The sequence below is a fragment of the Streptomyces sp. 3-6 genome, from assembly GCF_056323165.1.
This window is the reverse complement of record NZ_JBWHZP010000006.1, coordinates 11,466-32,888: the sequence shown is the minus strand read 5'-3', so window position 1 is coordinate 32,888 and position 21,423 is coordinate 11,466. Positions and strand designations below refer to the sequence as shown.

General features: G+C 72.9%; 17 protein-coding genes. 5 read left to right on the top strand and 12 right to left on the bottom strand.

Annotation, left to right across the window (positions count from 1 at the left end):
* Positions 1 to 98: 98 nt before the first annotated feature.
* Positions 99 to 1,856 (bottom strand): SDR family oxidoreductase, encoded by a 1,758-nt coding sequence (locus tag AC02VZ_RS10545; RefSeq protein ID WP_432056548.1) that lies wholly within the window; start codon positions 1,854 to 1,856, stop codon positions 99 to 101.
* A gap of 204 nt (positions 1,857 to 2,060) precedes the next feature.
* Here AC02VZ_RS10545 and AC02VZ_RS10540 point away from each other — a divergent pair, with 204 nt between their 5' ends.
* The 4 genes from AC02VZ_RS10540 to AC02VZ_RS10525 are packed head-to-tail and all read left to right on the top strand — an operon-like array spanning position 2,061 to position 5,623.
* Positions 2,061 to 3,023, top strand: a complete 963-nt coding sequence (locus AC02VZ_RS10540; protein WP_476475298.1) for an ABC transporter ATP-binding protein — start codon at positions 2,061 to 2,063, stop codon at positions 3,021 to 3,023.
* The gene (locus AC02VZ_RS10535; RefSeq protein WP_432056549.1) at positions 3,013 to 3,930 is read left to right on the top strand and encodes an ABC transporter permease; all 918 of its coding nucleotides are present in this window, start codon (positions 3,013 to 3,015) and stop codon (positions 3,928 to 3,930) included. The genes AC02VZ_RS10540 and AC02VZ_RS10535 overlap by 11 nt, the downstream gene beginning before the upstream one ends.
* Positions 3,931 to 3,982: 52 nt before the next feature.
* Entirely contained in the window at positions 3,983 to 4,894 is a 912-nt protein-coding gene (locus AC02VZ_RS10530; RefSeq protein ID WP_432056550.1) for an ABC transporter ATP-binding protein, read from the top strand.
* Between the two features lie 9 nt (positions 4,895 to 4,903).
* On the top strand, positions 4,904 to 5,623 hold the full coding sequence (locus AC02VZ_RS10525) for an ABC transporter permease subunit (RefSeq protein ID WP_432056551.1): 720 nt from the start codon (positions 4,904 to 4,906) through the stop codon (positions 5,621 to 5,623).
* A gap of 661 nt (positions 5,624 to 6,284) precedes the next feature.
* Here AC02VZ_RS10525 and AC02VZ_RS10520 read toward each other — a convergent pair.
* From AC02VZ_RS10520 to AC02VZ_RS10480, 9 genes are all read right to left on the bottom strand, one after another.
* Entirely contained in the window at positions 6,285 to 7,097 is an 813-nt protein-coding gene (locus AC02VZ_RS10520; RefSeq protein ID WP_432056552.1) for an HAD family hydrolase, read from the bottom strand.
* Entirely contained in the window at positions 7,094 to 8,371 is a 1,278-nt protein-coding gene (gene serS, locus AC02VZ_RS10515; protein WP_432056553.1) for a serine--tRNA ligase, read from the bottom strand. The genes AC02VZ_RS10520 and serS overlap by 4 nt, the downstream gene beginning before the upstream one ends.
* A gap of 849 nt (positions 8,372 to 9,220) precedes the next feature.
* Positions 9,221 to 10,153, bottom strand: a complete 933-nt coding sequence (pheA, locus tag AC02VZ_RS10510; protein WP_432056554.1) for a prephenate dehydratase — start codon at positions 10,151 to 10,153, stop codon at positions 9,221 to 9,223.
* Between the two features lie 69 nt (positions 10,154 to 10,222).
* On the bottom strand, positions 10,223 to 11,512 hold the full coding sequence (gene efeB, locus AC02VZ_RS10505) for an iron uptake transporter deferrochelatase/peroxidase subunit (RefSeq protein WP_476475222.1): 1,290 nt from the start codon (positions 11,510 to 11,512) through the stop codon (positions 10,223 to 10,225).
* A 6-nt stretch (positions 11,513 to 11,518) separates the two neighbouring features.
* Positions 11,519 to 13,927: a copper resistance CopC/CopD family protein gene (locus AC02VZ_RS10500; protein ID WP_476475221.1), complete on the bottom strand. Its 2,409-nt coding sequence runs from the start codon at positions 13,925 to 13,927 to the stop codon at positions 11,519 to 11,521.
* A 13-nt stretch (positions 13,928 to 13,940) separates the two neighbouring features.
* Complete coding sequence (locus AC02VZ_RS10495) at positions 13,941 to 14,408, bottom strand: copper chaperone PCu(A)C (protein ID WP_432056557.1); 468 nt, start codon at positions 14,406 to 14,408, stop codon at positions 13,941 to 13,943.
* On the bottom strand, positions 14,405 to 15,061 hold the full coding sequence (locus AC02VZ_RS10490) for an SCO family protein (RefSeq protein WP_432056558.1): 657 nt from the start codon (positions 15,059 to 15,061) through the stop codon (positions 14,405 to 14,407). Before AC02VZ_RS10490 ends, AC02VZ_RS10495 begins: the two co-directional genes overlap by 4 nt.
* A 96-nt stretch (positions 15,062 to 15,157) precedes the next feature.
* Positions 15,158 to 15,898, bottom strand: a complete 741-nt coding sequence (locus AC02VZ_RS10485; protein ID WP_432056559.1) for a YcnI family copper-binding membrane protein — start codon at positions 15,896 to 15,898, stop codon at positions 15,158 to 15,160.
* Between the two features lie 302 nt (positions 15,899 to 16,200).
* The gene (locus AC02VZ_RS10480) at positions 16,201 to 17,019 is read right to left on the bottom strand and encodes a hypothetical protein (protein WP_432056560.1); all 819 of its coding nucleotides are present in this window, start codon (positions 17,017 to 17,019) and stop codon (positions 16,201 to 16,203) included.
* A 230-nt stretch (positions 17,020 to 17,249) separates the two neighbouring features.
* On the opposite strand from AC02VZ_RS10480, the gene AC02VZ_RS10475 reads away from it, so the two are divergent.
* A complete protein-coding gene (locus AC02VZ_RS10475; RefSeq protein ID WP_432056561.1) occupies positions 17,250 to 17,714 on the top strand; it encodes an ATP-binding protein in 465 nt (154 codons plus the stop codon).
* 114 nt (positions 17,715 to 17,828) lie between these two features.
* Here AC02VZ_RS10475 and AC02VZ_RS10470 read toward each other — a convergent pair whose 3' ends face one another.
* Positions 17,829 to 19,295 (bottom strand): aminopeptidase P family protein, encoded by a 1,467-nt coding sequence (locus tag AC02VZ_RS10470; RefSeq protein WP_432056562.1) that lies wholly within the window; start codon positions 19,293 to 19,295, stop codon positions 17,829 to 17,831.
* 129 nt (positions 19,296 to 19,424) lie between these two features.
* On the bottom strand, positions 19,425 to 20,951 hold the full coding sequence (locus AC02VZ_RS10465) for a PP2C family protein-serine/threonine phosphatase (protein ID WP_432056563.1): 1,527 nt from the start codon (positions 20,949 to 20,951) through the stop codon (positions 19,425 to 19,427).
* Positions 20,952 to 21,423 lie beyond the last annotated feature (472 nt).

Here is a 21,423-nt window from a genome sequence, read left to right as displayed (position 1 = left end):
GCCCCGGGTGGTCACCACGCAGTCGGCCAGGTGCGCCTCGGGCCCTTCGGGTGCGACCCGCTCCCAGTGGAGTCCCCCGGCGCGCTCCCCGTCGGCCGTCAGATCCGCGGCTTCACCCGGGCGATCCGCCGCAGGGTCCCCGGCATCCACCGCGACAGCGCGTACCCGCCCCGGGCCTCGGGGGTCACCGGGACCACCGCCTCGTCGCGCACCACCGCCCGCAGGATCGCCCGGGCGACCTTCTCCGGCGGGTAGTTGCGCCGGCCGTACAGCGCGGACGCCCGCTTCCGCAGCCGCTGCTCCTCCTGCGCCGACACGCCCGCGAACCGCGCGGTGGAGGTGATGCCGGTGTTGACGAAGCCCGGGCAGACCGCCGTCACACCGATGTCCCGTTCCGCCAGCTCCGCGCGCAGGCAGGCGCTCAGCATCAGCACGGCCGCCTTGGACGTGCTGTAGGCGGGCAACGCCCGGGACGGCAGGAACGCCGCCGCCGAGGCGACGTTCACGATGTGGCCCCCCTGGCCGCGCTCCGCCATCTGCCGGCCGAAGAGGCGGCAGCCGTGGATGACACCCCACAGGTTGACGTCGAGGACCGTCCTCCAGTCCTCCGGCGTGGTGTCGAGGAAGGAACCGCCGAGGCCCACGCCGGCGTTGTTGACCAGGACGTCCACCACGCCGTACTCGGTGGCCACCCGCTCGGCGAACTTCTCCATCGCGCCCTCGTCGGAGACGTCCACCGTCTCCGCCCACGCCCCGGCCGCGCCCCCGCGCCGGGCCTCCCGCGCGGTGCCCTCGGCGGCCTGGGCGTTCCGGTCGGCCGCGATCACCCGGGCGCCCGCCGCCGCGAACGCCAGCGCGGTCGCCCGTCCGATCCCGCTGCCCGCCCCGGTGACGAGCACGAGCCGTCCGCCGAACCGGTCGGCGTACGGGGCGGGCGCCGCCGCCCGCGTGCGGCCGTCCTCGACGGAGCCGACGAAGTCGGTGACCCAGGTGGCCAGCTGGTCCGGGTGGGTGCGCGGCACCCAGTGCCCGGCGGGCAGCGTCCGCCGGGTCAGGTCCGGTGCCCACTGCTCCAGCCGGTCGTACAGCCGCTCCGACAGGAAGCGGTCGCCCAGCGGGGTGACCAGCTGGACGGGCACGTGGGCGTACGCGTCGGGGCGCGGGGACCGGAGCCGGGGCCGGACGTTGTCCCGGTACAGCCAGGCCCCGTGGGCCGCGTCGTCCGGCAGGGAGGCGGTCGGGTAGTCGCCGCCGGGCACCTTCTCGACGCGTTCGAGGATGCGCGGCCAGCGCTTGCCGAGGGGGCCGCGCCAGGCCAGTTCGGGGGCGACCGGGGTGTGCAGCAGGTAGATGTACCAGGACCTGGCGCCCTGCCCGAGGAGCTGTCCGACCCGGCGCGGGGTGGGCCGCGACAGCCGGCGGTCGAGCCAGTGGCCGAAGTGGTCCAGCGACGGCCCGGACATCGAGGTGAAGGACGCGATCCGGCCCTCGGTGCGGGCCACGGTGACGAACTCCCAGGCCTGCACCGAGCCCCAGTCGTGCCCCACCAGGTGCACCGGGCGGCCCGGACTGACCGCGTCCGCCACGGCCAGGAAGTCGTCGGTCAGCTTCTCCAGGGTGAACCCGCCGCGCAGGGGCGACGGCGCCGTGGACCGCCCGTGGCCCCGGACGTCGTAGGCGACGACGTGGAAGTGCTCGGCGAGGCGCGGCGCGAGCCGCCCCCACACCTCCTTGCTGTCGGGATAGCCGTGCACCAGGACGACCGTGGGCCGCCCGGGGGTGCCCAGCTCGGCCACGCACAACTCGACGTCACCCGCGTGCACCCGGCGCTCACGCGCCCCCTCGATCCCCGTCATACCGGCGAATCTCGCAGTCGTCAGAACATCCGTCAACAGCGCTTCCCGGCCTCCCCCGTGCCGCCCGTGGGGCCGCGCCGGGCCGCCGTATGGGCCTCAGGCAGGGCTTCCCCTACGGGCCCGTACGACTCCAGGGGGACACCAAGACGGCTCTGGGGTCTGACGACCGGGGTGCCGCGGGTCACTACCGTCTACGTCGTGACTGTGATCGCGACCGAAAGCCTGAGCAAGCGGTTCCCCCGGGTGACCGCGCTTGACCGGCTCTCCGTGGACGTCGGGCCCGGTGTGACCGGACTCGTCGGATCCAACGGGGCCGGCAAGTCCACACTGATCAAGATCCTGCTGGGTCTGTCCCCCGCCACGGAGGGCCGCGCCGAAGTGCTCGGCCTCGACGTCGCCACCGAGGGGTCCGCCATCCGTGAGCGGGTCGGCTACATGCCGGAGCACGACTGCCTGCCGCCGGACGTCTCGGCGACCGAGTTCGTGGTCCACATGGCCCGCATGTCGGGGCTGCCGGCGACCGCCGCCCGGGAACGCACCGCGGACACCCTGCGCCACGTCGGCCTCTACGAGGAGCGGTACCGCCCCATGGGCGGCTACTCGACCGGCATGAAGCAGCGGGTGAAGCTCGCGCAGGCCCTGGTGCACGACCCGCAGCTGGTCTTCCTCGACGAGCCGACCAACGGCCTCGACCCGGTCGGCCGCGACGAGATGCTCGGCCTGATCCGCCGCATCCACACCGACTTCGGCATCTCGGTCCTGGTCACCTCGCACCTGCTCGGCGAGCTGGAACGCACCTGCGACCACGTCGTCATCGTGGACGGCGGCCGGCTGCTGCGCTCCAGCTCCACGCGGGACTTCACGCAGAGCACCACGACCCTCGCCATCGAGGTCACCGACACCGACGAGCACCCGGACGGCACCCGCGCGGTCCGGGACGCCCTGCACGCCCGCGGGGTGACCGTCCAGGACGGCAGCGGACTGCCGGGCGCCGGACACGTGCTGCTGCTCACCGCGCGGGGCGAGGAGACGTACGACCTGGTCCGCGACGTCATCGCCGACCTCGGTCTCGGCCTGGTGCGCATGGAGCAGCGCCGCCACCACATCGCCGAGGTCTTCCAGAGCAGCGACGAGACGCGGAAGGAGGCGGTCGGTCATGGCAGCTGAGCAGTCCGTGGGCACACCCGCCACCGGATCGGGTGACACCCGTATCCACAACATCGGCTACCGCTCCTACGACGGCCCCCGGCTCGGCCGCGCGTACGCGAGGCTGTCGCTGTACTCGCAGTCGCTGCGCGGCTCCTACGGCCTCGGCCGGTCGGTGAAGTCCAAGGTGCTGCCGATGCTGCTGTTCGTGGTGATGTGCGTGCCGGCCGCCATCATGGTCGCCGTCGCCGTCACCACCAAGGCCAACGACCTGCCCGTCGAGTACACCCGCTACGCGATCATCATGCAGGCCGTCATCAGCCTGTACGTCGCCTCGCAGGCACCCCAGTCCGTCTCGCGCGACCTGCGCTTCAAGACCGTGCCGCTGTACTTCTCCCGGCCGATCGAGACGTCCGACTACGTGCGCGCCAAGTACGCGGCGCTCGCGTCCGCGCTGTTCATCCTCACCGCGGCCCCGCTGCTGGTGCTGTACATCGGCGCGCTGCTCGCCAAACTCGACTTCGCCGACCAGACCAAGGGATTCGCGCAGGGACTCGTCTCCGTGGCACTGCTCTCGCTGCTCTTCGCCGGCATCGGCCTGGTCATCGCCTCGGTCACCCCGCGCCGCGGCTTCGGCATCGCCGCCGTGATCGCCGTCCTGACCATCTCCTACGGCGCCGTCTCCACGCTCCAGGCGATCGCCGACTACCAGGGCAGCGGCAGCGCCACCGTGGCCTGGATCGGCCTGTTCTCCCCCATCACCGTCCTCGACGGCGTGCAGTCCGCCTTCCTGGGCGCCACGTCCACCTTCCCGGGCGGCACCGGACCCGGCACCGCCGAGGGCGTGGTGTACGTCCTGGTCGCGCTGGGGCTGATCGCCGGCTGCTACGGCCTCCTGGTGCGCCGCTACAAGAAGGTGGGAACGTGACCCCGCCCAGCCCGTCACCCGCCACCACGCTTCCAAGGAATGGGCTGCGCTCATGAGCACTCTTTCCATCGACCACGTCTCCCGCTGGTTCGGCAACGTGGTCGCCGTCAACGACGTCACCATGACCATCGGCCCGGGCGTCACCGGTCTGCTCGGCCCCAACGGCGCGGGGAAGTCCACCCTCATCAACATGATGGGCGGCTTCCTGGCCCCCTCCACCGGCACCGTCACCCTCGACGGGCAGCAGGTGTGGCGCAACGAGCAGATCTACCGGCACATCGGCGTCGTGCCCGAGCGCGAGGCGATGTACGACTTCCTCACCGGCCGCGAGTTCGTCCTCGCCAACGCGGAGCTGCACGGCCTGGGCGCCCGGGCCGCGCAGAAGGCGCTCGCCACGGTCGAGATGGAGTACGCGCAGGACCGCAAGATCGCCACGTACTCCAAGGGCATGCGGCAGCGCGTGAAGATGGCCTCCGCCCTGGTGCACGAGCCGTCCCTGCTCCTGCTGGACGAGCCCTTCAACGGCATGGACCCGCGCCAGCGGATGCAGCTGATGGACCTGCTCCGGCGGATGGGCGACGAGGGCCGCACGGTGCTGTTCTCCTCCCACATCCTCGAGGAGGTCGAGCAGCTCGCCTGGCACATCGAGGTCGTCGTCGCCGGGCGGCACGCCGCCAGCGGCGACTTCCGCAAGATCCGGCGCCTGATGACGGACCGGCCGCACCGCTACCTCGTGCGCTCCAGCGACGACCGGGCGCTCGCCGCCGCGCTGATCGCCGACCCGTCGACGTCCGGCATCGAGGTCGACCACGGCGAGGGCGCTCTGCTCATCCAGGCCGTCGACTTCGGCCGGTTCACGGCCCTGCTGCCCCGGGTCGCCAAGGAGCGGGGCATCCGCCTGCTCACGGTCTCGCCGTCGGACGAGTCCCTCGAGTCCGTGTTCTCGTACCTGGTCGCGGCGTAGGAGGCCCTGATGTACGACCCCACTGTCGCCCGGCTCACCTATCGGGCCCTGCTCGGCCGGCGCCGGGCCCTCATCCTCGGCGCGCTGCCCCTGCTGCTGATCGTGATCTCCGTGGCGGTGCGCGCACTCGCCGGCGTGGACGACCAGACGGCCGCCGACGTGCTCGGCGGGCTCGCGCTCGCCACCATGGTGCCGATCATCGGCGTCATCGCGGGCACCGGCGCCATCGGTCCGGAGATCGACGACGGCTCGGTGGTGTACCTGCTGTCCAAGCCGATCAAGCGGCCCACCATCATCTTCACCAAGCTGATCGTCGCGATCGCCGTCACCATGGTCTTCTCGGCCGTGCCGACGCTGATCGCCGGCTTCATCCTCAACGGCAACGGGCAGCAGATCGCCGTCGCCTACACGGTCGCGGCGCTGGTCGCCTCCATCGCCTACGCGGCGATCTTCCTGCTGCTGGGCACGGTCTCGCGGCACGCCGTGGTGTTCGGGCTGGTGTACGCGCTGGTCTGGGAGGCGCTGTTCGGCTCCCTGGTGTCCGGGGCGCGCACCCTGAGCGTCCAGCAGTGGGCGCTGGCCGTCGCCGAGCGGGTCGACGACGGCACGCTGGTCACCTCGGACGTCGGTCTGACGACGGCGACCGTCCTGCTGGTCGTGGTGACGGTGCTGGCCACCTGGTACGCGGGGCAGAAGCTGCGCGCGCTGACCCTGGCCGGGGAGGAGTGACCGTCCGGGACGGCGGCCATCCCTGACCGGTCCGCGACGGCGGGCGGTGACGTCCCGGCAGACGCCGGACGCGCCGCCCGCCGCGTGCGTTCCCGGTGCCGCCCGGGCGCGTTCCGTCCTGGCTGCGTCCGCCCGGGCCTCGCTCCGGGCCGCTGGCCCGCCCGGTCCGCCCGCCCTTTACTCGGTGGCGTCCGTGCAGTCCGGCGGGGCACAGTGGGGGTGTCCGCAACGCCGGGAAGGTCCGGTGTCATGGTCCGGGAGAGGAGCGGGACGACGCCTGCACGGCGGCCGGTCCGGCTCCCTTCGGGGCAGCCCGCGGCGGGCTCCGGAAGCGGTTCCAGCGCTCCGTCGAGTCCGCCCCCACGCGGGAGCTGCCCGGGGCGGCCGCTTCGAGCACGCGCCCGCACAGCGCGTGGGCCGCCCACCCGGAGGACGGGACGAGAGGCACGGCACCGGTTCGCACGGGGGTCCGGAAGCACCGTTCCGGGCGCGGGCGGACCGCGGTCGGGCGCGAGCCCGCGCACGTTCGATCCGTGCATCCGGACGCCGGGACGCCGGGACGCCGGGACAGCGGGGCGCCGGGTCCCTGAGGCCCGGCACCGGCGGCCTCCGTGCCGGTTCCGGCGCAGGTCGCAGGCGGTCCCGGTCCCCGCGCCGTACGTCAGGCCAGCAGGCGCTCCACGACGAGGGCGATGCCGTCCTCCTCGTTGGAGGCCGTCACCTCGTCGGCCACCGCCCGCAGCTCCGCGTGAGCGTTGGCCATGGCCACGCCGTGGGTGGCCCAGGCGAACATCGGGACGTCGTTCGGCATGTCGCCGAACGCGATGGTCTCGGCGGCCTTGACGCCCAGCCTGCGGGCGGCGAGCGACAGCCCCGTGGCCTTGGACAGTCCGAGCGGGAGCAGCTCGACGATGCCCTCGCCCGCCATGGTGACGGTGACGAAGCCGCCCGCGGTGCGCCGGGCGACGTCGGCGAGTTCGTCCGAGGTGAGCGACGGGTGCTGGATGTACAGCTTGTTCAGGGGTGCCGTCCACAGGTCGGACGCGTCGGTGAACGGGGTGGCGGGCAGCCCGCCCACGACCTCGTAACCGGGCCCCACCAGCACCTCGCCGTCCAGCCCGTCGCGGCTCGCCGCCAGGTGCAGCGGGCCGGTCTCCGCCTCGATCTTGGCCAGCGCGACGCCGGCCAGCTGCCGGTCCAGCGTGACCGACGTCAGCAGCCGGTGCTCGCCCGCGTGGTACACCTGCGCGCCCTGCCCGCACACCGCGAGGCCCTGGTACCCGAGGTCGTCGAGGATCGGCATGGTCCAGGGCACCGCGCGACCGGTGACGACGATGTGGGCGGCGCCGGCCGCGGTGGCCGCGGCGAGGGCGTCCCGGGTGCGCTGCGACACCGAGTGGTCGTCACGCAGCAGCGTTCCGTCCAGGTCGGTCGCGACGAGCCGGTACGGGAAGGGCGGCGGTGCGGTACTCACTTGGTGATCGGCTCCAGCAGTTCACGGCCGCCCAGGTAGGGACGCAGCACCTCGGGCACGCGCACCGATCCGTCGGCCTGCTGGTGGTTCTCCAGGATCGCCACGATGGTGCGCGGCACGGCGCACAGGGTGCCGTTGAGCGTGGCGAGCGGGCGCACCTTCTTGTCCTCGCGCATCCGGATCTGCAGCCGCCGGGACTGGAACTCGGTGCAGTCCGAGGTGGAGGTCAGCTCGCGGTACTTGCCCTGGGTGGGGATCCAGGCCTCGCAGTCGTACTTGCGCGCCGCCGAGGAGCCGAGGTCGGCCGAGGCGACGTCGATCACGCGGAACGGCAGTTCCAGCGACGTCAGCCACTGCTTCTCCCACTCCAGCAGCCGCCGGTGCTCCGCCTGCGCGTCCTCGGGGGCCACGTACGAGAACATCTCGACCTTGTCGAACTGGTGCACGCGGAAGATGCCGCGCGTGTCCTTGCCGTGCGAGCCGGCCTCCCGGCGGAAGCAGGGCGAGAAGCCCGCGTAGCGCAGCGGCAGACGGTCCGCCTCGATGATCTCGTTCATGTGGTAGGCCGCCAGCGGCACCTCGGACGTGCCGACCAGGTAGAGGTCGTCCTTCTCGAGGTGGTAGACGTCCTGCGCGGCCTGGCCGAGGAAACCGGTGCCCGCCATGGACTCGGGGCGCACCAGGGCCGGGGTCAGCATCGGGGTGAAGCCCGCGGCGGTGGCCTGGGCGATCGCCGCGTTCACCAGTGCCAGCTCCAGCAGGGCGCCGACACCGGTCAGGAAGTAGAAGCGGGAGCCGGAGACCTTCGCCCCGCGCTCGACGTCGATGGCGCCGAGGATCTGGCCGAGCTCCAGGTGGTCCCTGGGCTCGAAGCCCTCGGCGGCGAAGTCGCGGGCGGTGCCGTGCGTCTCCAGCGTGACGAAGTCCTCCTCGCCGCCGACGGGCACGTCGGGGTGGACGAGGTTGCTCAGTCGGAGCAGCAGTTCCTGGGTCTCGGCGTCGGCCGCGTCGCGTTCGGCGTCGGCGGCCTTCACGTCGGCGGCGAGCCGGCCGGCCTTCTGCAGCAGCTCGGCCTTCTCGTCGCCGGACGCCTTCGGGATCAGCTTGCCGAGCGCCTTCTGTTCGGCGCGCAGCTCGTCGAAGCGGACGCCGGACGACCTGCGCCGTTCGTCGGCGGACAGGAGGGAGTCGACGAGCGCGACGTCCTCTCCACGGGCGCGCTGCGACGCACGCACACGGTCGGGGTCCTCACGGAGCAGGCGAAGGTCAATCACGCGGTCAAGGCTACCGGTGTGCGGTCGCGGGCCACGACCCACTATTGCGGCCGGGATCCCATACATGACGTTACGGGGTAATTGCGCGGAGTGTTCCGGAGGTCAATTCGGAGGGCCGCATCCCTGGAACGGGGGAGCGGCGCAGGTGGTGGTTGACTGGATTCCCTTGCGGAGTACGGGACTTGAGGATTGGTTGTCCACAGCGATCCCCAGTGCCCGAAAAGTTTTCCACAGGCTGTGGGGAAGATCTGTGGACATCGGAATTGATCACTCCGAAAGGCTCGGTCGACGTCGAGGATTCCCGGGGCGACCTCCTTTTATCCCCACTTTCGAGGGGAAAGGCATCACCCTGAAGGGTTGATCGAGGGAAAAGCGTGGACGAGGGGTGAGAGGTCGAGGAGTGGGGGTGATCATGGTGCGATGGGCGATTTGTCGACCGTGTGACCCCTTGGTGTCGACTTGTCCCCAGATCGAGAAGCGGACCTGTGGATAACTTCTGTGGATGGCGAAAATCAGCAGGTCGGACCGGTCCCGGTCGGCCCGTGAGTGAGGCACCCCGGCCCACGGCCGGACGCCCGCAGCGCACCGGACGCAGCTGAGCCACCAACCCGTCGGTGCGTCCGGCCCGCCGGACGCACCGAACTCACGGACCCAACAGACCCGTCGGACGGACCCAACAGACCCGTCGGACGGGCCCATCGGACTCATCGGACCCCTCAGACCCATCTGATCCCTCAGACCCGTCGGACGCACTGGGCCGACGGACCCACGCACCCCGACCGCTCGACCGGGATCCGACCGCTCGACCGGGTCAGGCCGCCCGACGAGGGTGAGACCGCCCGACCGGGGTCAGAAACGGCCGTCCTGGCAGCGCGCCACCCAGTCCGCCGCCGCCGCGAACTCCTCGTCCGAGGTCCCCGGCAGGGTCGGCCGCCCCGCTTGCGGACCGTCGTCGGCACGGGGATAGGAACCGAGGAAGCGCACCTGGAGGCAGATCCGCTTGAGACCCATCAGGGCATCGGCGACCCGGCGGTCGGAGATGTGCCCCTCGGCGTCGATGCAGAAGCAGTAGTTGCCGATGCCCGCTCCGGTCGGCCGGGACTGCAGCAGCATCAGGTTGATGCCGCGCGTGGCGAACTCTCCCAGCAGGTCGCGCAGCCCACCGGGATGGTCGTCGCGCTGCCACAGCACCACGGACGTCTTGTCGGCCCCGGTCGGCGCCGCCGGCCGGGCCGGGCGGCCCACCAGCACGAACCGGGTCTGGGCGTTCTCCGCGTCGTGGATCCCGGTCTCCAGGGGCACGAGCCCGTACCGGGCGGCGGCGAACTCCCCGGCGAAGGCGGCGTCGTACCGCCCCTCCTGGACCAGCCGCGCGCCGTCCGCGTTCGAGGCGGCCGACTCCCAGTGCACGTCCGGCAGGTGCGTCTTCATCCAGTTGCGGACCTGCGGCTGGGCCGCCGGATGCGCCGTGACCGTCTTGATGTCCGACATCTTCGTGCCGGGACGGACCAGCAGGGCGAAGGTGATCGACAGCAGCACCTCGCGGTAGATCATCAGCGGGCTGCCCGCGACCAGTTCGTCGAGGGTGGTGGTGATCCCGCCCTCGACCGAGTTCTCGATCGGCACGAACGCGGCCTCCGCCTCGCCCGACCGTACGGCGTCGAGCGCGGACTGCACGGACACGTACGGGACGAGCTCCCGGGTGGCCGTCTCCGGCAGGGTGCGCAGGGCGACTTCGGTGAAGGTGCCCTCGGGGCCGAGGTACGCGTAGCTCGCTGGCATGCCTTCACCCTAATGGGCCCGCACCCGCGCGCTCCCCGGAAGCGCCACCGCGGAGTGACGGCGGGGGCTTCACCCCTCCAGGAGCCGCTGACCCACGTACTCTCCCTCCGCCGCGCCGCCCGGCACCGCGTACAGCCCGCTCGCCTCGTGCCGGACGAAGGGGGTCAGGGCGTCGCCCCGGTCGAGCTTGCGCTGCACGGGCACGAAGCCGCGCAACGGGTCCGCCTGCCAGCAGATGAACAGCAGCCCCGCGTCCGGTACCCCGTCGGCGTCGATGCCGTCGTGGTACGAGAACGGGCGACGGAGCATCGCCGCGCCGCCGTTCTGGTCGGGGCGGGTGATGCGCGCGTGGGCGTTGAAGGGGACGACCAGGTTGCCCCGGGAGTCGGTCTTCTCCAGGTCCATGTCGGAGGTTTCGGTGCCGCCCGACAGCGGCGCGCCGTCCGACTTGCGGCGCCCGATGACCGCCTCCTGCTCGGTGAGCGGCAGCTTTTCCCAGTCGTCGAGCAGCATGCGGATCCGGCGCACGACGACGTAGGAGCCGTGGGCCATCCAGGCCGGCTCGCCCCTGTCCGGGACGAAGATCCGCTGGTCGAAGTCGGCGTCGGAGGGCTTGGGGTTGCGGGTCCCGTCGATCTGCCCCATCAGGTTGCGGGCCGTCATCGGGCGGGCGGTGGCGCCCGGGGTCCGGTTGAAGCCGTTCATCTGCCAGCGCACCCGCGCCGCCGACCCCGCGTCCTTCTGCACCGCCCGCAGCGCGTGGAAGGCGACCAGGGCGTCGTCGGCCGCGATCTGCACCCACAGGTCGCCGTCGCTGCGCTTCTTGTCGAGCCGGTCGGAGGAGAAGTCCGGCAGCGGGTCCAGGGCGACCGGCCGCTGCTTCTCCAGGCCGGTGCGCGCGAAGAAGCCGTGCCCGAAACCGAAGGTGACGGTGAGGGACGAGGGTCCGGCGTCACGGGCCACGTCGGTGTCGTCCCGCCCGGCGGGCTCGCCCGCCATCAGCCGGCGTGCCGTCTCTGACCAGCGACGCAGCAGCGCCGCGGCCTCCTTGCGCCCGGCCCCGGGCGCGAGGTCGAAGGCGACGAGATGGCCCCGCGCACGGAGCCCCTCGGTGATGCCGGGCTGATGTTTCCCGTGAAACGTCAGCCGGCGTTCGCCCACCGAGGCGAGCGGGGTGGACGCATCGGCGGGCGCCGTCGCGTATCCCACGGCACCGCCCGCCGCGCCGAACACGATCCCCGCGGCACCCGCCGTGCTGAGCAGACGACGCCGGGAGAAGCCGTCCGGAGCGGCGCCCACGGCACTCGCCGCCTCGGGGGCCTCCGGGGTACGGGTCTCGGGAAGGGACTGGTCGGGCATGGTCGTTCAGCCGATCTGCGCGTTCTTGGAAACGGTCACCTGGTCGATGTCGGAGGTGCGCACGGTCACCTCGACCTTCCAGTCTCCGGCAAACGGGATCTGCACCCCGCTCGCCGACCAGTGTCCGGCGGAGACGCGGTCGGGGACCACGGGCAGCGGCCCGACGTCCTTCGCGGCGAGGGTGAAGGCGATCTTCACCTCGGGGATGTCGAACGGCGTACCGTCGGTGCGCTCCACGTACACGTGCACCGCGTTGTCGCCCACCCGCGCGGGGTCGAGGTCGACCGTGACGACGCCCTTGCCCTGGGCGCAGCCGGTGTCGAACGGCATGTTCAGGGTCACCGCGCCGGAGCCCTGACCGGTGGCGGCCGACGGCACGTCCGAGGCCGAGGCGGCGGTCCGGGCCGCCTGCTCCGTACGGCCCGGCTCGGTCTGGGTGAGGACGGTGGTGACGGCGAGCAGCACGACGGCGACGCCGGCCTCGGCGAGCACCGAACGGCGCAGCCCGAACCGGTTCGGGTCGGCGTCCCGCACCCGCTTCTCCCGGGCCCGTTCCACCGCGGCCCGCTGCCGGGCCAGCTGCGCGGCCCGCGCGGCGTCGGCCTGGCGGGCCGGGTCGGCGGCCCCGGCATTCCCAGCAGCCCCGGCATCGCCGGGCTCGTCCCCCGGGCCGCCGGTCGCGGCTTCGGCCCCGCCGTCGCGGCGATCGCGGTCGCGGTCGCCGGCGCTCCGGTTGCCGTCGCTGTCACCGGCGTCGGCGCGGCCGGCCTCCCCCTCGCCGTTCTCGCCGTCGTCACCGTCCGGGTCCGCCGTCGCCGTCGCCGTCGTGCCGGCGGACGCGGTGACCGGCACCTTCGCCCGGTCTTCCGCCCGGTCCCGGTCCTCCGCCCGGCCTTGGTCCCGGTCGTTCCCCCCGCTCTTCTCCGCGTCCGTCTCCGCGCCCGTCCCTGCCCCCGTCTCCGCGTCCTTCTCCCGGCGCGCGGTCGGCACCTGGGCCGTCGAGGCCGCCGGTTCCGCGAGACGTGCCGTCCACCGGCGGGAGAGGTAGGCGATCCCGACCAGCACGGCGACCAGCACGATCTTGGCGAGCAGCAGCTGCCCGTACCGGGTGTCGGTGAACGCCGACCAGGAGCCGAGCTGCCGCCAGCTCTGGTAGATCCCGGTCAGCACCAGGGCGACCACGCTGCCGAAGGCGATCTTCGAGAACCGCCGGACCGCCTCCGGTCCGACCGGGGTCCGCGCGGGCGCCCGGTAGAGCGCGACCAGGAGGGTGGTGAGCCCGCCGAGCCAGGCGGCGACGGCCAGCAGGTGGATCACGTCGACGGGCATGGCGACGCCCGTCTGGATCCCGGTGGACGCGTGCTCCGACAGGGCCCAGGTCGCCGCGAGCCCCGCCGCCACCACGGTCCCGCCGATGGCGAGGCCGAACGTGAGGTCCCGCTGCCGGTCGTCCCCGTCGTCGCCCGGGCCGGACCCGTCGCGGGAACCCCCGCCCGCGTCGCCGCTCCCGACGACCGCGTCCGCGCGGCCCTCGCGGCCGTCGTGGCCCCCGCCGCCCCCGTGGTCCCGGTGGTTCTCGCCGTCCCCGCCGTCGCCGCTGTCCCCGTCGTGCTCGTTTCCGCCGGCGCCCGCCGGACGGGCGTACGCACCGAACAGCACGGCGACGAACAGCGCCGCCGCCGCGAGCAGCAGCAGCCGGGAGACCAGGGCGGCACCCGTCTTCGTCTGCAGCACCTGACCGAGCAGCGACAGGTCGAAGACGTCACCGACGGCCCCCGACGTGGTGTAGGAACCCCGCAGGAGCAGCATGCCCAGCGTGGACGCGGTGAGCGCGAGCCACCCGCCGACCACCAGCCGCTGCACCGCCCGCACCCCGGACCCGCGGCTCCAGCAGGCGAGGACGAAGGCGGCACCGCCGACCAGCACCACGAACCCGGCGTACGCCACGTAGCGCCCGATGCCGTACAGCACGCCGACGACGCCGTCGTCGGACCCCTGGCCGGAGACGGAGACCGTGGTCTCGGAGGGGGCGCCGATGGAGAAGCTGAAGGCACCGGCGACGGGGTGGCTGTCCGCCGACACGACCTGGTACGTCACCGTGTACGTGCCGTCGGGCAGCCCGCTGTGCAGGCGCACGGTGTAGGTCGTGCCCTCGGGGTTGTCCGGGTCGCCCCGGTCGACGCGCTCGCCCTTGGGGTCGAGCACGCGCAGGGCGTCGTCACTGATCGCGACGGGTTCGGAGAAGGTGAGCGACACCTGGGCCGGGGCCGTGTCGACCACCGAGCCCTGCCGGGGGTCGCTGTCCGTCAGCGCGGCGTGCGCGGAGACGGGGGAGGCCCCGGCGAGCAGCGCACCGGTGACGGCCAGGAACAGCAGCACCAGGATCCGGACGCGGGGCGCGATGGTCTGGGTCACGGGGGGATTCTCCCTAGTGTCCGTGCTTCGGCGTGTGGGTGGCGGCCTTGACCGGGATGTCGACGGTGACGGGGTCGGACTCGGCGAACCGCAGCTCGACGGAGACCTTCTGGCCCTCCTTCGGCTCGCGCTTCAGGTCCTCGAACATCAGGTGGTTGCCGCCGCTCTCCAGGACCAGGCGACCGCCTGCCGGGATGTCGAGGCCGTCCACCTCGCGCATGGACCCGTCCACCGTCTCGTGCACGGTGACCGAGGCGGCGACGTCGCTGTCCACCGAGGTCAGCCGGTCGGCCGCGTCGCCCTTGTTGGTGATGACCAGGAAGCCGGCCGCCATGTCCGACACCGGCTGCGGCATGTAGGCGGAGCCGACCGACAGGTCCGGGGTGCCGCCGGAGTCCTTCCCGTCCGCGTCCGAGCCCGAGCAGCCGGCCAGCACCAGCGCGCCCGTCAGGGCGAGGGCGGCTCCCGCGAAGCGCCTCACGGTGCCTCACCCTTGATGATCTGGGGCAGGTCCTCCGTGTAGTCGTCGACGGAGGCCTCGTCGTCGTAGAGCAGGTAGCCGGCGTCGGTCTTCGGGGAGAACGCGATGACCTGCGTGCCGTGGTCGGAGACCGTCTTGCCCTGGTCGTCCTTGCGCGGCGGGTTGATGGAGATGCCCAGGGTGCGCGCGCCGGCCTGGATCGTGGAGAAGTCCCCGGTCAGCCCCACGACCTGGGGGTCGATGCCCTTGAGCCACTTGCCCAGGGCGGCGGAGGTGTCGCGTTCGGGGTCGGTGGTGACGAACACGACGCGCAGCTGGTCCTGCTGCTCCTGGGGCAGCTGCTTCTTCGCCACGGCGATGTTGTTCATCGTCAGCGGGCAGACGTCGGGGCAGTGGGTGTAGCCGAAGTAGATCAGCGTCGGCTTGCCCGCGGTCTCCTCGCGGAAGTCGTACTCCTTGCCGTTCGTGTCCTTGAGGACGAGGTCGGGCTTCTCGAACGGCTTGTCCAGGAGGGTGGCCGCCTTCTCGGCTCCGGTCTCCTCGGAGACCACGGCGACCGGCTTGTCCCCGTTGTCGTCGGCGGCGCCGCAGGCGGTCAGGGTCAGGGAGGCCGCGGCGAGCAGCGCGGCCGCGGCGAGGGTGTTCTTGCGCATGAGGTGGGTGTCCCGGTGGGTGAGTGCTCCGGCGGGCACCGGGAGGCCGCGGAGCAACCGCGGGCCTCCCGGTGGCCGCCTTCAGGTGGGGCGGGCTCAGGCGGTGGTGCGCCTGCGCCCGGCGAGTACGCCGTAGGCGACGCCGATGGCGCCGACCACGATGCCGACGACGCCCAGCACGCGGGCCGTGGTGTCGGAGCCGTCGGAGTCGGAGGCCGCCGAGGTCTCGGCGGACGCCTTCTCGGCGGTGTCGGCGTCGTCGGCCGCCTTGTCGTCCGACGCGCCGTGGTGGCCGTCACCGGACGCCTCCGCCAGGGTCAGCACGGGCGCCGGGAAGTCGGGCTCGTCCTGTCCCTCCTGCGGCACCTCGATCCAGCGGACGACCTCCTTGTTGGAGTACGTCTGCAGGGCCTTGAAGACGAGGTCGTCGGCGTCCTCGGGCAGCGTGCCGACGGACACCGGGAACTTCTGGAAGAAGCCCGGCTCGATGCCGTCGTCGTCGGCGGTCCAGGTGACCTTGGTGACGGCCTCGTCGATCTTCTTGCCGTGCATCTCCAGCGGCTTGTCCAGCTTGGACTTGGTGACCTTGACGTCCCAGCCGTCGACGGGCTGCGGCATCACCGACGCCAGCGGGTGCTCGGCCGGGAAGGTCACCTCCAGCTTGGTGGTGGAGGCGTTGTCGCGCTCGTTCGGCACCTTGAAGTTGAGGACCGCGTAGCCGCCCTTCGCCGCCTCGCCCTCGGGCTGCACGCTGACGTGCGCGAGGGCGGGGGCGGACAGGGCGAGCACGGCGATGCCGGCGACGGCGCCGACGGTGGTGAGACGGGAAGCCTTCATGGCAGAAGCACTCCGCTTCGTTGAAGTTCGTTGAGGTTCGTTCAGTTCGCTGAGGTGAGGGACACGTGCGCCGCGGGTGCCGGTGCTCCCGGGGGACGCGGCACGGCGCGCACGTGCGGGGACCGCTCGCGCGCAGGCCGCACGCGGGCACCCCGCCCTCACCCGCGAACCGGCCTCGCGGGCCCGGCGGCTGCCCGGGCGGGCCGGGACCGGGCCCGGGAGAACCGGGGGCCGGGTCCGGAGACCGGGGGGTGCCGTGGGACCGGTGACGGTCGCGGAGGGGTGGATCGGGTCGTGTCGCGTCAGACGGCGAGCGCGTAGGCGGCGCCGTCGGCCGGCGGACCGCGGCGGATCACCGTGTGCTGGAGTGCGGTGGTGTGGGGCACGGGGGGCGCGGGCAGCGGGGTGCGCGGCGCGCGGGGGGCCGCTTCCGGCGCCCCCGGGAGCCCGGCGCGCAGGGCGAGCGCCGCCCGGAGCGCCCGGACGAGGGCGCCCTCGGCGACCCCGTGCGCGGACAGTTCGGCCAGCCGCAGCAGGGCCTGGTCCCCCCGGCGCAGCACCCAGCCGGTGGCCAGGGCCGCGAGGAGGTGTCCGAGCAGCATCGGCAGGGACGGCAGCAGCGTCACCCAGAAGCCCGCGGCGGAGGCCGCGGCGTCCCCCTGGGCGTGTGCCGTGTGGCCGCCGCCCGGGCTCGGCGGGATCCGCGCGTCGGTGAGGATCCGCTGGGCCTCGGCGGGACTGATGGCCGCGGCCGTGGTCCCGCACACCAGCCGCGCGGCCTGGGCGATGAGGGAGGCGTCGGACGCGGCCGACGCGGATCCCGCGGCCGACGCCGCGGACGCGCCGTGCTGTCCGAGACCGAACAGCGTGTGCAGCACGGTCTGGCAGAGCGCCAGCAGGGCGGTGACGCCCGGGACGGACCGGGCGCGCCCGGCCAGCGGCACCGCGACGGCGGCCGTGCCGAGGAAGCCCGCGACGAGGGTCCACAGCGGGACGGCGTCGTGGGCGGCGAGCGTGTGACCTGCCCCGGCCAGCACGACACAGACCGCGGCGAACACCGCGGCCCGCAGGACCCGGAGGCCTCGTCCGGTGCGCGCCGTGCGCGGGTGGGGGGCAGTCATGGCGGCCTCATCATCGCACTGGCCCCACGGCCCCCGTACGGCAGGTCCGCAAGATGCGCTACGACCGGAAGATCACCTTCGCCACGGCCCGTCCCGCACCGTCCCGCATACACCGATCGGCTCCCCGGCGCACCCGCCATATGGGCGGCATCACGTCGACTGCGCGCTTACGAGTGGGTACTCAGGGCAATACGTAACGGTATGTCGAGCCGCGGCCGGGAGGCTGGAGCATGAGCATCTGGTGGTCACTCCATCTGCGGCGCGACGCTGCGAGCGTGCCCCTGGCCCGGCGCCTGCTGCTCGGCGCGATGGAGACCGCGGGCGTCGACCCCGACATCTCCTACGACCTGTCCGTCGCGCTCAGCGAGGCCTGCGCGAACGCCGTCGAGCACGGCGGGGACGGCACCCGGGGCGGCGGATCCGAGGCCTACCGGGTGACCGCCTACCTCGACGGCGAGAAGTGCCGGATCGAGGTGGCCGACGCGGGGCCCGGCTTCCCGGCCGCCCCCGGCGGACGCTCACGCCCCCCGGCCCGCCCGGCACCGTCGGACGCGGAACACGGGCGCGGCCTCTGCCTCATCCGGGAACTCGCCGACCACGTGCACATCGGCAACAAGCCGGACCGCAGTGGCGCCGTGGTGAGCTTCGACAAGATCCTCAAGTGGCGCGAGGACGCCCCGCTCGTCGCCGTCTAGCGCCGGGGCACGGCGCGACGGAGGGGGTCCGGTGGGCATGGGGCGGGCAGCACAACGGCCGGGCACCACCTGATGCCCGGCCGTCTCCCGTTCGGGGCCTCGCGCCCGTGTGTGTCAGCCCTTCAGGCCGGCCATCCACTGCTCGACCTCGTCCGACCGGCGCGGCAGCGCGGCGGACAGGTTCCGGTTGCCGTCCTCGGTGACGAGGATGTCGTCCTCGATGCGGACGCCGATGCCGCGGTACTCCTCGGGCACGGTCAGGTCGTCGGCCTGGAAGTACAGGCCCGGCTCCACGGTGAGCACCATGCCGGGCTCCAGCGTGCCGTCGACGTAGGTCTCGGTCCGCGCGGCGGCGCAGTCGTGGACGTCCATGCCGAGCATGTGCCCGGTGCCGTGCAGCGTCCAGCGGCGCTGCAGGCCCAGCTCCAGGACCCGCTCCACCGGGCCCTCGACCAGGCCCCACTCGACGAGCCGCTCGGTCAGCACCCGCTGCGCGGCGTCGTGGAAGTCCCGGTACTTGGCGCCCGGCTTCACCGCCGCGATGCCGGCCTCCTGGGCGTCGTACACGGCGTCGTAGATCTTCTTCTGCAGCTCGCTGTAGCGGCCGTTGATGGGCAGCGTGCGCGTGACGTCGGCCGTGTAGTAGGTGTGCGTCTCCACGCCGGCGTCGAGCAGCAGCAGGTCGCCGGAGCGGACGGGCCCGTCGTTGCGCACCCAGTGCAGGGTGGTGGCGTGCGGGCCGGCCGCGCAGATGGAGCCGTAGCCGACGTCGTTGCCCTCCACGCGGGCGCGCAGGAAGAACGTGCCCTCGATGTAGCGCTCGGAGGTAGCCTCGGCCTTGTCGAGGACCTTCACGACGTCCTCGAAGCCGCGCACGGTGGAGTCGACGGCCTTCTGCAGCTCGCCGATCTCGAAGTCGTCCTTGACCAGGCGCATCTCGGAGAGGAAGACCCGCAGCTCCTCGTCGCGCTCGGCGGTGACCTTGTCGGTGAGCGCCGCCTCGATCCCGGCGTCGTGGCCCCGCACCACCCGGACCGGGCCGGTGGCCTCGCGCAGCGCGCCGGCCAGCTCGCGGACGTCGGAGGCGGGGATGCCGTACAGCTTCTCGGCCTCGGTGAGGGAGTGGCGGCGGCCCACCCACAGCTCGCCCTGTCCGTCCAGCCAGAACTCGCCGTTCTCCCGGTCGGAGCGCGGCAGCAGGTAGAGCGTGGCCCGGTGGCCGTCGGGGGTGGGCTCCATGACGAGGACGCCGTCCTCGGTCTGGTTGCCGGTGAGGTACGCGTACTCGACGGAGGCGCGGAAGGCGTACTCGGTGTCGTTGGAGCGGGTCTTGAGGTTGCCCGCGGGGACGACCAGGCGCTCGCCGGGGAAGCGGGCGGACAGCGCGGCACGGCGGGCGGCGGTCCGGTCGGCCTGCGGGACGGGCTCCAGGTCGTGCAGCTCCGTGTCGGCCCAGCCGCTGCGCATGTTCTCGGCGAGTTCGTCGGACACACCCGGGTACAGGCCGTTCTTGCGCTGCTTGACGGGCTCCTCTTCGGCAGTCTCCGGGGTCTCCGGGAGCTCTTCTGCCACGGCGGTCATCCTCCTCGATACGGCACTGGACCAGCCTCCATCGTACGGCCGGGTGAAACGGTCACCGGGGGCGATGACCTGTTACGGATGCCGACCCGGAAGGTGTGGGCCCGGGCAGGGGCCGCCGCCCGCGCCCGCCTAGTCGAAGCGCGCCGCCAGCAGGACGACGTCCTCGGTCGTCCCCGCCGGGTCCGGACCGTCGGGCAGCACCGTGCGCAGGACGTGGTCGGCGACCGCGTCCGGGTCGCCGCGCAGGGCCGCCGGGACGCCGGCGGCCGCCGCGTGCAGCCGGGCGAAGGCCCGGTCGGTGGGGTCGCCGGTGCGGTGCAGCAGGCCGTCGGTGTAGAGCAGCACGGTCTCGCCCCGCTCCGCGTGGATCTCCACGCTCGGCGCCTCCCAGCAGGCGAGCATGCCCAGGGGGGCGGACACCGACGTCTCCACGAACTCGGTGCGGTGCTCACCCAGCAGCAGGGGAGGGCTGTGCCCGGCCCCGGCCAGGGTGATCTTCCGCAGCGCGGGTTCGCAGTAGCCGAACAGGGCGGTGGCCGACCGGGCCGGTTCGGTGAGCCGCAGCAGCAGCTCCAGGTCGGACAGGACGGCGACCGGGTCCTCGCCCTCCATCACGGCGTACGCGCGCAGGGAGGCCCGCAGCCGGCCCATCGCGGCGACCGCGCTGGGCCCGGAACCGGTGACGGAGCCGACGGCCAGGCCGAGCGCGGCGTCCGGCAGCGGCAGCGCGTCGTACCAGTCGCCCCCGCCGCGGGCGCAGGTGTGGTGCCGGGCCGCCAGCCGGACGCCGGGGACGCGGGGCAGGCGGGAGGGCAGCAGCTCGTCGGCGATGGTGGCCATCGAGGCGCGGGTGCGCTCCAGCTCCGCGAGCCGGGCGAGGTGCTCGGCGGCGTACCGGGTGTACAGGCCCGCCAGATGGCGGCGGTGCTCCGACGGCTCGGCCGGCTCGTCGTAGAGCCACACCGCGGCACCCAGCCGCCGCGCGTCGTCGGTGGTGGCACCGGCGGTCAGGGGCAGGGCGTAGCTGGCGGCGTAGCCGAGCCGGACGGCGACGTCCCGGTGGCGGGGGTCCAGCTCCTTCTCGGCGAACAGGTCCGCCGTGACGACGCCGTCGTCGGTGCCGGGCAGGCCGTCCAGGATCCTGCCGACGGGCAGGGAGCGGCGTGGCACCGTCTCGAGGTGCCCGAGGTCGGCGCGGCCCAGGCCGAGACCGACGGTGGTGTCCGGACCGAGACCGTCCGCGGGCTCCAGGACCACCAGGCCCCGGCGCGCACCGACCAGGGCGGCTCCCGCGCGCAGCAGCTCCCGGAGGGCCGCGTCGAGCGTGTCCGTGCGCACCAGGCGCTCGGTGAGCTCGTGGAGGGTGGTCAGGTCCGACACCCAGCCGGCGAGACGGTCCTGCAGCAGTGCGCCGGGCGGGTGAGGCGTGTTTTGCGGGGCGCCCGGGGAGGTACTCGTCGAAACGGACGCGACAGTGTGTGCGGGCGCGGGAACCGTTGAATCGATTCCGGCCACTTTCGGAGGGTGCGGGGCGTTCATGGCGTCCGGCTTTCCGACCGGTACGTACTGCTCAAAAGCATCGCAAACCCCCATGTCATTCTGCGTCGCCGGCAGTGTCTCCACATGTACACGTACTCGTGAGGAGATGTCCAGCATTGTCCTGCTGGGATTCCTGGTGTCTGTGGGGCGGGAGAGGAAATTCCCCCCGGCCCCTTGCCGGGGGAAGGAATTGGCCTGAAACTGCCTCAAGGGGAGGCTTATTGCGGTCGACTGGCCTTGCTCGACGGAGCGTCACAGCGGTCGTGATGGGTACGTACTCGGAGAAGGTCAGGGTGGCCGGGAATCACTCGGGAACCTGGCGGCGGACCCGAGCGTCTTAACCACTGACGACCGTGCCCCATCCTCCCGTGGCGGAGGCGGAGAGAAATACGCGCGACGGTAAACGCCAGACTTCGCCACCCCCACGCCGTACCCACAGTCCTGATGGACGCAGTATGGGTGGAACGGCCGCGGAGGCAGCCCTTGCTCGGCCCATAGGGGCTCCCCTTGCCCGGAGCAGGGGTGTGATGCGCCAACAGGTACGCACAGTGAAGCGATCGACACATGTTGTGATGTGGACCACGGTGTT

Coding starts and splice junctions, on each gene's coding strand:
- AC02VZ_RS10470 (WP_432056562.1), bottom strand. CDS start 19,295: ATGACCGCCGTGGCAGAAGAGCTCCCGGAGACCCCGGAGACTGCCGAA.
- pheA (WP_432056554.1), bottom strand. CDS start 10,153: ATGCCAGCGAGCTACGCGTACCTCGGCCCCGAGGGCACCTTCACCGAA.
- AC02VZ_RS10490 (WP_432056558.1), bottom strand. CDS start 15,061: ATGCGCAAGAACACCCTCGCCGCGGCCGCGCTGCTCGCCGCGGCCTCC.
- AC02VZ_RS10545 (WP_432056548.1), bottom strand. CDS start 1,856: ATGACGGGGATCGAGGGGGCGCGTGAGCGCCGGGTGCACGCGGGTGAC.
- AC02VZ_RS10530 (WP_432056550.1), top strand. CDS start 3,983: ATGAGCACTCTTTCCATCGACCACGTCTCCCGCTGGTTCGGCAACGTG.
- AC02VZ_RS10480 (WP_432056560.1), bottom strand. CDS start 17,019: ATGACTGCCCCCCACCCGCGCACGGCGCGCACCGGACGAGGCCTCCGG.
- AC02VZ_RS10525 (WP_432056551.1), top strand. CDS start 4,904: ATGTACGACCCCACTGTCGCCCGGCTCACCTATCGGGCCCTGCTCGGC.
- AC02VZ_RS10485 (WP_432056559.1), bottom strand. CDS start 15,898: ATGAAGGCTTCCCGTCTCACCACCGTCGGCGCCGTCGCCGGCATCGCC.
- AC02VZ_RS10535 (WP_432056549.1), top strand. CDS start 3,013: ATGGCAGCTGAGCAGTCCGTGGGCACACCCGCCACCGGATCGGGTGAC.
- efeB (WP_476475222.1), bottom strand. CDS start 11,512: ATGCCCGACCAGTCCCTTCCCGAGACCCGTACCCCGGAGGCCCCCGAG.
- AC02VZ_RS10465 (WP_432056563.1), bottom strand. CDS start 20,951: ATGCTGGACATCTCCTCACGAGTACGTGTACATGTGGAGACACTGCCG.
- AC02VZ_RS10475 (WP_432056561.1), top strand. CDS start 17,250: ATGAGCATCTGGTGGTCACTCCATCTGCGGCGCGACGCTGCGAGCGTG.